Source organism: Kerstersia sp. (assembly GCF_052103615.1).
Classification (GTDB): Bacteria; Pseudomonadota; Gammaproteobacteria; order Burkholderiales; family Burkholderiaceae_B; genus Kerstersia.
In genome coordinates this window covers 21,759-29,952 of record NZ_JBQEKA010000007.1, presented here as the reverse complement: position 1 = coordinate 29,952, position 8,194 = coordinate 21,759, and the positions used below count along the sequence as shown (strand labels likewise).

At 63.4% G+C, this 8,194-nt stretch carries 8 protein-coding genes; 3 read left to right on the top strand and 5 right to left on the bottom strand.

Annotation, left to right across the window (positions count from 1 at the left end):
* Positions 1-540: hypothetical protein (locus ACTJGZ_RS03495; protein WP_441661563.1), on the top strand; the 540-nt coding region annotated here is incomplete at its 5' end.
* 256 nt (positions 541-796) lie between these two features.
* A complete protein-coding gene (locus ACTJGZ_RS03490; RefSeq protein ID WP_441661562.1) occupies positions 797-1,360 on the top strand; it encodes a YggT family protein in 564 nt (187 codons plus the stop codon).
* A 201-nt stretch (positions 1,361-1,561) separates the two neighbouring features.
* Here ACTJGZ_RS03490 and ACTJGZ_RS03485 read toward each other — a convergent pair whose 3' ends face one another.
* From ACTJGZ_RS03485 to accB, 5 genes are all read right to left on the bottom strand, one after another.
* Positions 1,562-2,065 carry a glycine zipper 2TM domain-containing protein gene (locus tag ACTJGZ_RS03485; protein ID WP_441661561.1) on the bottom strand — a complete coding sequence of 168 codons (504 nt, stop codon included), beginning with the start codon at positions 2,063-2,065 and terminating at the stop codon, positions 1,562-1,564.
* Positions 2,066-2,351: 286 nt separating this feature from the next.
* A complete protein-coding gene (locus tag ACTJGZ_RS03480) occupies positions 2,352-3,296 on the bottom strand; it encodes a carbohydrate kinase family protein (RefSeq protein WP_441661560.1) in 945 nt (314 codons plus the stop codon).
* A 120-nt stretch (positions 3,297-3,416) separates the two neighbouring features.
* The gene (gene prmA / locus ACTJGZ_RS03475) at positions 3,417-4,334 is read right to left on the bottom strand and encodes a 50S ribosomal protein L11 methyltransferase (protein WP_441661559.1); all 918 of its coding nucleotides are present in this window, start codon (positions 4,332-4,334) and stop codon (positions 3,417-3,419) included.
* 140 nt (positions 4,335-4,474) lie between these two features.
* Entirely contained in the window at positions 4,475-5,821 is a 1,347-nt protein-coding gene (accC, locus tag ACTJGZ_RS03470; RefSeq protein ID WP_441661558.1) for an acetyl-CoA carboxylase biotin carboxylase subunit, read from the bottom strand.
* A 6-nt stretch (positions 5,822-5,827) separates the two neighbouring features.
* Positions 5,828-6,274: an acetyl-CoA carboxylase biotin carboxyl carrier protein gene (gene accB / locus ACTJGZ_RS03465; protein WP_441661557.1), complete on the bottom strand. Its 447-nt coding sequence runs from the start codon at positions 6,272-6,274 to the stop codon at positions 5,828-5,830.
* 461 nt (positions 6,275-6,735) lie between these two features.
* Between accB and mpl the strand changes: the two genes are divergently transcribed.
* On the top strand, positions 6,736-8,115 hold the full coding sequence (gene mpl, locus ACTJGZ_RS03460; RefSeq protein ID WP_441661556.1) for a UDP-N-acetylmuramate:L-alanyl-gamma-D-glutamyl-meso-diaminopimelate ligase: 1,380 nt from the start codon (positions 6,736-6,738) through the stop codon (positions 8,113-8,115).
* Positions 8,116-8,194 lie beyond the last annotated feature (79 nt).

The following is an 8,194-nucleotide window of genomic DNA, read 5'->3' as shown; positions in this document are numbered from 1 at the left end:
CCTGCCGCTAAGCCCGCTGCCAAACCGGCTGCCAAGGCACCCGCCAAGAAGGCTGCGGCCGCCAAGACTCCGGCTGCTGCAAGCGCCAAGGCTGCGGCAAAACCCGCTGCTAAGCCCGCTGCCAAACCCGCTGCCAAGGCGCCCGCCAAGAAGGCCGCAGCCGCCAAGACCCTGGCTGCTGCACCGGCCAAAGCGCCTGCCAAGGCTGCTGCAAAACCGGCAGCCAAAGCCCCGGCCAAGAAAGCGGCAGCCAAGCCTGCCGCACCGGCAGTAGAAGTGCCTGCCAGCAAGGTGCCTGTCGCCCCGGCAGACAAGCCGGCAGCCAAGGCCAAGGCCGCCGCTGCCGCCAAGCCGGCAGCCGCTGATGGCAAGACGGCCAAGCAGCCGGCTGCCGTCAAGAAACCTGCCGCCAAGAAAGCCGCCGCGAAAAAAGCCGTGGCAGCGCCTGCCGCCGCAGAAACCACGGCCGCCAAGACGGGCAGCAATCCTGCCAGCGCCTGGCCTTTCCCGGTGGATGAGCGTCCCGCTGACAAGCGCTGATCCTTCCCGCCAGCGGCCTGTCATTGGGCAGCCCGCGCAAAAAAAGCGCGCTCCTCTGGGGCGCGCTTTTTTCATGGCGGCGGCTGCGCCGCACTGTCATCACCTCATGCGACAATGGCTGTCCGGCCATGGGCAAATGCCGCCGGCGGGAGTCGCCTTTCCCCGTGCTCCCGCATAAAATCGCCTTGTCCGCTTGAGGATGTCAGCATGTCATCCGTCATACCCTGCGGCCATCTCCGTAATTTCAGGTTTATTCATGATCGGCGAAATCATTCACTTCCTGCTAGACATTGCAGCCATGCTGCTGGGCGCAGCCCTGCTGGCCCGCGCCTGGATGCTGTTTGTCCGGCTGCATCCGTTCAACCCCATCCACTTGGCCATCTCCCAAGTCACACAATGGCTGGTGCAGCCGCTGCGCGCGGTGCTGCCGTTGCGCAGCCGCGTGGACTGGGCCAGCCTGGCTGCCGCCTGGCTGGTCGCGCTGGTGTATTGGCTGCTGGTCATTTGCCTGGCGCTGCAAAGCCTGCCCACCCTGTCCATGCTCCCTTCCATTCTGGGCGCAGCCATCCTGACAGTCGCAAAATGGGGCTTCAACCTGCTGGTCTGGCTGACCCTGATCCAGGCCATTCTGTCGTGGGTCAATCCGCTGGCGCCCGTCATGCCGGTGCTGCGCACCATGACCGACCCGCTGCTGGAACCGATACGGCGTGTCCTGCCCACCCCTGGCGGCATGGATCTGTCGCCACTGGTGCTGCTGCTGGGCGCCCAGATCTGCGTCATGATTCTGACGCGCATCAGCTATCAGTTGCTCATGTTCTAAAACTGCTCATGTTTTAAAACGCCGCCCTGCCGTGCGCCGAACGGCCTTGCCGCCTTCGGCGCCACAGCGGCGCCAGGACATCAGGCCTAAAAAAACCCCTGCCGGTCAGATGATGGGCAGGGGTTTTTCATTGCGCAGCAAGCCGGGAGCCTCTGCGCAAGATCCGCCAGCAGCGCCGCAACGCGGCTGGCGGCACTGGCTTTACATGGGCGCGACGCGCGTCGGGCCGGCACCGCTAATGACTTGCACGCGCTGGCCTACGCTTATCGGCACATCGGCTTCCTGCGCAATGACGCGGGTTTCGCCGTTATCCAGCTGTACCGTGATTTCCAGGCCGCTGCGGTTGCTCACGCCCTTTTCAACGGCGCTGCCCGCCAGCGCGCCCAGGATGGCGCCGCCCACCGTTGCAATGGTGCGGCCGCTGCCGCCGCCAACGGTATTGCCCACAACACCGCCCAAAGCGCCGCCTGCCAGGGTACCCATGGCCGTCGGCTCATCGGATTGCAGCGTGATCGGACGTACTTTCTGCACCGTGCCATTACGCACAATCTGTTCGCGCTGCGCCTGGCCGTAGGTATAGACGGAACTGGACGCACGTTGTGTCGAGCAGCCAGCCAGAACGGCCAAAGCTGCTGCCACGGCCACCACCGCCACACCGCGACGGACGCCGGAACGGGAAGAAACTTGAACTTGTGCCTTAGCCATGATGTCGCTCCTAATGTCACCATCACCTGGCCCGCAGCCAGGTCACGTCGCGGCAGGCTGGAATCAGGCGGATGCCTTCAACCGGGCCAGGCAGCCAGCTTCATGGCCGCCCTGCTGCCGCAGAGAATTTCAGACCACATGATACATCCCGGCAGGCGGGAAACCTATGTCCCGGGCTGCCGTATCCCTGTGAATCTGTCACAACCTTTGTCAATCGAAACGGGACAAGGTTCCGCCCGATCTGGCGGCGCCTTGGCGCCGCCAGCCTCTCACCGGCCTGTCCGGCTTACAGCGGCGGCAAGACCAGGCCGTAGCCCTGGCTCAAGCGCTGGGCGATTTCATCGCGTGTGGGCTGATGCTGCTGGGGGCCACGCGAGGCCACCTTGATGGAGCCCATGACATTGCCCAAACGGCAGCTATCCGCCCAGGACCAGCCCAGCGACACGCCGTACAGCAAACCTGCGCGATGGGCATCGCCGCAACCCGTAGGATCGACCACGGCATCCGCCTTCACGGCAGCAATTTCCTCGGTCGTGCCATTGGCCCATACCGTCGCGCCATTGGCGCCGCGCGTCACGATGACTGCCTGCAGGCCTTTGGCGATATCCGCCATGTCGCGCCCCGTGCGCTGTTCAACCACACCGGCTTCATAATCATTAAGCGTCAGCACCTGCACCAGCTTGATCATATCTTCGATGTCTTCACCGCTGAACAGCGGCATGGCCTGCCCCAGATCGAAGACCGCCGGAATGCCCCGCGCATGCAAACGCCGCGCATGCGCGAACATGCCGTCCTTGGCATCAGGCGCCACGATGGCCCAGGCACCTTCGGCGGCAGAAATATCATTGTCGGCCGCCAGCGCCATCGCGCCGGGGTGGAACGCGGCAATCTGGTTGTCGTCCAGGTCATTGGTGACGAAACACTGCGCCGTATAGGTACCCGGCGCCACGCGCACCCATTCCGTGCTGATGCCCAGTTTACGCAGATGATCCAGGTAATCGCTGGCATCCTCGCCCACCGTCGCCACCGGCAGAGGCTGCCCGCCCAGCAGGCGCAAGTTATAGGAGATATTGCCGGCGCAACCGCCGTACACCTTGCGCAGCGAAGGCACGGTGAATGACAGGCTCAGGGACTGAATGCGGTCCGGCAGGATGTGATCTTTGAAACGGCCTTCGAACACCGCAATACTGTCGAAAGCGATGGAGCCGCAAACCAGAATGGGAAAAGCCATAGTTGATTCCTCGATACAGTGAATACAGGCTGCTGCCGTTTCCGCAGCCCGGCAGCGCGAACATCAGCCCGGCGATACGCCAGCCGGTTCACCCGGCCCAGATACTCCCCGGACAAGCATTCAGACAGCCGAACGCCTGCCATGCAGACAGACCCAGCCTTCGCGTTCCTGCCAAACCGTCATTTCCAGCCACGGCGCATAGGCCGCTGCCACCTCTTCCGCCTGGCGCGCCAGCACGCCGGACAGCACCAGTTGCCCGCCAGGCAGCACGCGGCCAGACAGCATGGGCGCCAGCACCTTGAGCGGATTGGAAAGAATATTGGCCACGACGACATCGAACTGCCCGTCGGCCAGCCCGTCCGGCAAGCTGGCCTGAATCGTCACGCTATTGACGGCGGCATTATCCTGCGTTGCCTGCACCGCCTGAGCGTCGATATCCACGCCATGCACCGCGCGCGCGCCCAGCATCGCCGCAGCGATGGCCAGGATGCCGGAACCGCAGCCATAATCGAGCACATTGGCCCCCGCCGGCATGGCATGCGCCAGCCAGGCCAGGCACAGATGCGTGGTCGGATGGCTGCCCGTACCGAAGGCCAGGCCCGGATCCAGCTGAATGGCAATACCGCCCGCCGGTTTGTCCAGGGCAGCGCCAGGTTCCACATGCCAACTGGGCACGATGCGCACTTTGTCGCCCACCGCGATCGGCCCGAATTGCGCCTGAGTCAAGCGCACCCAATCGGCGTCCGGAACGTCACGCAGGCTCCAGCCTTCGGCCAGCTTCCCATCCAGGCCGCTGGCAGCCAGTGCAGCCTCCAGCAGTTGCGCCGGATCCGCGCCATCGGGCAGCAGCGCCACCACAACGTTGCGGTTCCAGCCTACGGTTTCCGGTTCCGTGCCCGGCTCGCCGAACAGGGGCTGCTCGGCATCGGTATCGCTATCCGCATCTTCCACCGAAACGGACAGCGCGCCCGCTTCGAGCAAGGCATCCGACCAGGACTCGGCCAGGTCTCCCGGGCAGGACAACAATAACTCACGCATTTTTCTGGTTCCTGAAATAGGCATCGCCAGCATGTTACTGCTGGCGATGCCTGGCGGGCCATCCCTGCCGCGATGGCGGGGCCCGTCTATCCCTCTCTGGCCGGAAGCGCCTGCCACAACCCGGCGGCAGGCCCGCCCGTTCAAGGACGCTGGGAGAGCTTGTGCTCGAGATAGTGAATGCTGGTGCCGCCTTCGATGAAGCGCGCATCCTGCAACAGCTCGCGGTGCAACTGCACATTGGTGGAGATACCTTCCACCACCATTTCCGACAGCGCAATACGCATGCGCGCCAGGGCTTGTTCACGGGTATCGCCGTAAGCAATGACCTTGGCAATCATCGAATCGTAGTTGGGCGGCACAAAATAGCCGTTGAACACATGCGAGTCGATACGGATGCCGGGGCCGCCCCCGACGTGCCAATTGGTAATCCGGCCCGGGCTGGGGATGAATGTGAACGGATCTTCCGCATTGATGCGGCATTCGATCGCATGGCCCTTGAGCTGAACATCGCGCTGGCGCAGCGTGAACTTCTCACCGGCTGCCACACGGATCTGCTGCTGGATCAGGTCGATGCCGGTAATCAGTTCCGTCACCGGGTGTTCGACCTGGATCCGCGTGTTCATTTCGATGAAATAGAACTCGCCGTTTTCATACAGGAATTCGAAGGTGCCCGCGCCGCGATAGTTGATGCGGCGGCAAGCTTCGACGCAGCGCTCGCCGATGCGCTCGACCTGGCGGCGGGGGATGCCGGGGGCCGGCGCCTCTTCGATCACCTTCTGGTGACGGCGCTGCATCGAGCAATCACGCTCGCCCAGCCAGATCGCATTACGGCCGCCATCGGCCAGCACCTGGATTTCGATATGGCGAGGGTTCTCAAGAAACTTCTCCATATAGACTTCCGGGTTGTTGAAGGCCGCAGCCGCTTCGGAGCGCGTCATTTGCACGGCGCTCAACAAAGCCGCTTCGGTGTACACCACACGCATGCCGCGGCCACCGCCGCCGCCAGCCGCCTTGATGATGACCGGATAACCCACTTCGCGGCCCAGACGGATAATCTCCTGGGAATCATCCGGCAACGCGCCCGGCGAGCCCGGCACGACGGGCACACCAGCAGCGATCATGGCTTGCTTGGCGCTGACCTTATCGCCCATGATCCGAATGGAATCCGGACGCGGACCAATGAACACGAAACCGCTTTTTTCCACACGCTCGGCAAAATCGGCATTTTCCGCAAGGAAGCCGTATCCCGGGTGGATCGCTTCGGCATCTGCCACTTCGGCAGCCGAAATAATAGCGGGCATGTTCAGGTAGCTGTCACGGGACGGCGCCGGGCCGATGCAGACCGACTCATCGGCCAACCTGACGTATTTCGCGTCGCGGTCGGCCTCGGAGTGCACGACCACGGTTTTGATACCCATCTCGCGGCAGGCGCGCTGGATGCGCAGCGCAATCTCACCGCGATTGGCGATAAGGATTTTCTCGAACATGTGCGATCAGCCGATGACGAACAGGGGTTGGCCGTATTCCACGGGCGCGCCGTTTTCCACCAGAACTTCGGTGACGACGCCAGCTTTATCAGCCTCGATTTCATTGAGCAGCTTCATCGCTTCGATGATGCACAGCACTTCGCCTTCCTTGACGCTCTGGCCAACTTCGATGAAGGGCGTGGCGCCGGGGCTGGAAGCGCGGTAGAAGGTGCCGACCATGGGCGCCTTGACGACATGACCTTGCGGCGCGGCGGGCGCGGCAGGAGCCGCGGCAGCCGGCGCGGCTGCCGGAGCAGCCACTGCAGTTTCCACATAGGCGGGTGCCGGTGCCACAGCAGCCTGCGGCACGAACTTGACGATGCGGACCTTGCCTTCGCCTTCGGTAATTTCAAGTTCGGCGATGCCGGACTCGGCAACCAGGTCAATCAAGGTTTTCAGTTTTCGGAGATCCATAACTGCCTTTTCCCATAGTGTATTTTTCAGCAACGCGAGACGGTGCTATGCCCGGTCTGCGATGCCAGGATGGAACGAACGTGCTGGAAGCTGGAAACGGGGCGATCTCATGGACAGGTCAGACCAAGCGGACACACAGGACGGCAGGCACGCCGCATGTCTCATGGACGAGTCCGGGCACGGCCACGGCCTAGCCGTTCCGGGCGAGATCTGGTTCCGGCTGTCAGCCTGGGCGCAAGCGCCGGCCCGCCAGAAAAAAACGGCCCGCTCAGTCTGGCTGGAACCACTGCCAGCATCTGGGGAACCCATTCGCAATGCGCCATTATGTCGGCAAAAGTAACGATAGACCGCTTTTTACGTCAAAAATACGCCGTTGTCCATTGAAAACAATGACGCGCCGATCCGAACCTTCCCCCTCTGGGACCCCATTTCCCCCATTACAATGCAGTACGGAGGTTTCCATGCATCTTCACATTCTGGGCATTTGCGGCACATTCATGGGCGGTCTGGCCCTGATCGCCCGTGCTGCCGGCCATCGCGTCACCGGGTGCGACGCGAACGTCTATCCCCCCATGAGCACCCAGCTCGAAGAACAGGGTATCGAGCTGCTTGAAGGCTTCGGCGCCTCGCAGCTTGCCTTGGGCGCAGACCTGTATATCATCGGCAATGTCGTCAAGCGCGGCAACCCGCTGATGGAGGCTATTCTTGACCAGGGCCTGCCCTATATCTCCGGGCCGCAATGGCTCAATGAGCATATTCTGACCCCGCACCGCCAGCATGTCCTGGCCGTGGCGGGCACGCATGGCAAAACGACGACCACGGCCATGCTGGCCTGGATTCTCGAACAGGCCGGGCTGGCGCCGAACTTCCTGATCGGCGGCGTAGCGCCCGATTTCGGTGTCTCCGCCCGCTGGCAGCCTGCCAGCCGGCATTTCGTCATCGAAGCCGACGAATACGACACCGCCTTCTTCGACAAGCGTTCCAAATTTGTCCATTACCGGCCGCGCACGGCCGTGCTGAACAATCTGGAATTCGATCATGCCGATATATTCCCGGATCTGGCAGCCATCGAGACCCAGTTCCATCATTTGATCCGCACGGTTCCCGGCCAGGGACGCGTCCTGCGTGAAAGCCGCAATGAAGCGCTGGACCGCGTGTTGGCACGCGGCTGCTGGTCCGAATGCCAGACGTTCGGCGCAGATGGCGACTGGCAAGCCAAGGATCTGGCCGACGGCCATTTTGAAGTCTGGCTGCGCGGGGAGCGCCTGGGCGCCGTGTCCTGGCAGTTATCAGGCGCGCACAACCGCGCCAATGGGTTGGCCGCCATTGCCGCGGCGCAGCATGCCGGGGTTGCGCCAGCCGACGCCATTGCCGCCCTGAACCGTTTCCAGGGCGTGAAGCGCCGTATGGAAGTCCGTGGCCGCATCAACGGCATCACTGTCTATGATGACTTCGCCCACCACCCTACCGCCATCGCCACCACACTGGCCGGCCTGAGGCGCCAGGTGGGGCAGGCACGCATCATTGCCGTGCTGGAACCGCGCTCGAACACCATGAAGCTCGGCACCATGGCCGACCGCTTGCCTGGCGCGCTGGCAGACGCCGACCTGGTGCATTGCTACGGCGAACGCCAGGGCGCGCAAACCGTGCAATGGGACCCGGCTGCCGTTCTGGCGCCGCTGGGCGAGCGCACCCGCTGCTGGAGCGATCTTGATGCCCTGATCCAGGCGCTGAGCGCCCAGGCACGCCCAGGCGACCACATCCTCATCATGAGCAACGGCGGTTTCGGCGGCATTCACGGCCGCCTGTTGCAGGCGCTGGAGCAGTCCGGCCAAGGCTGAGCCAGGCCCGCTGCGCTCCGCCCCTACCCTTTTGACCCAGCCTTACCCCGGGCCGCCCAGGCCCGGAGCAACTCCCCCA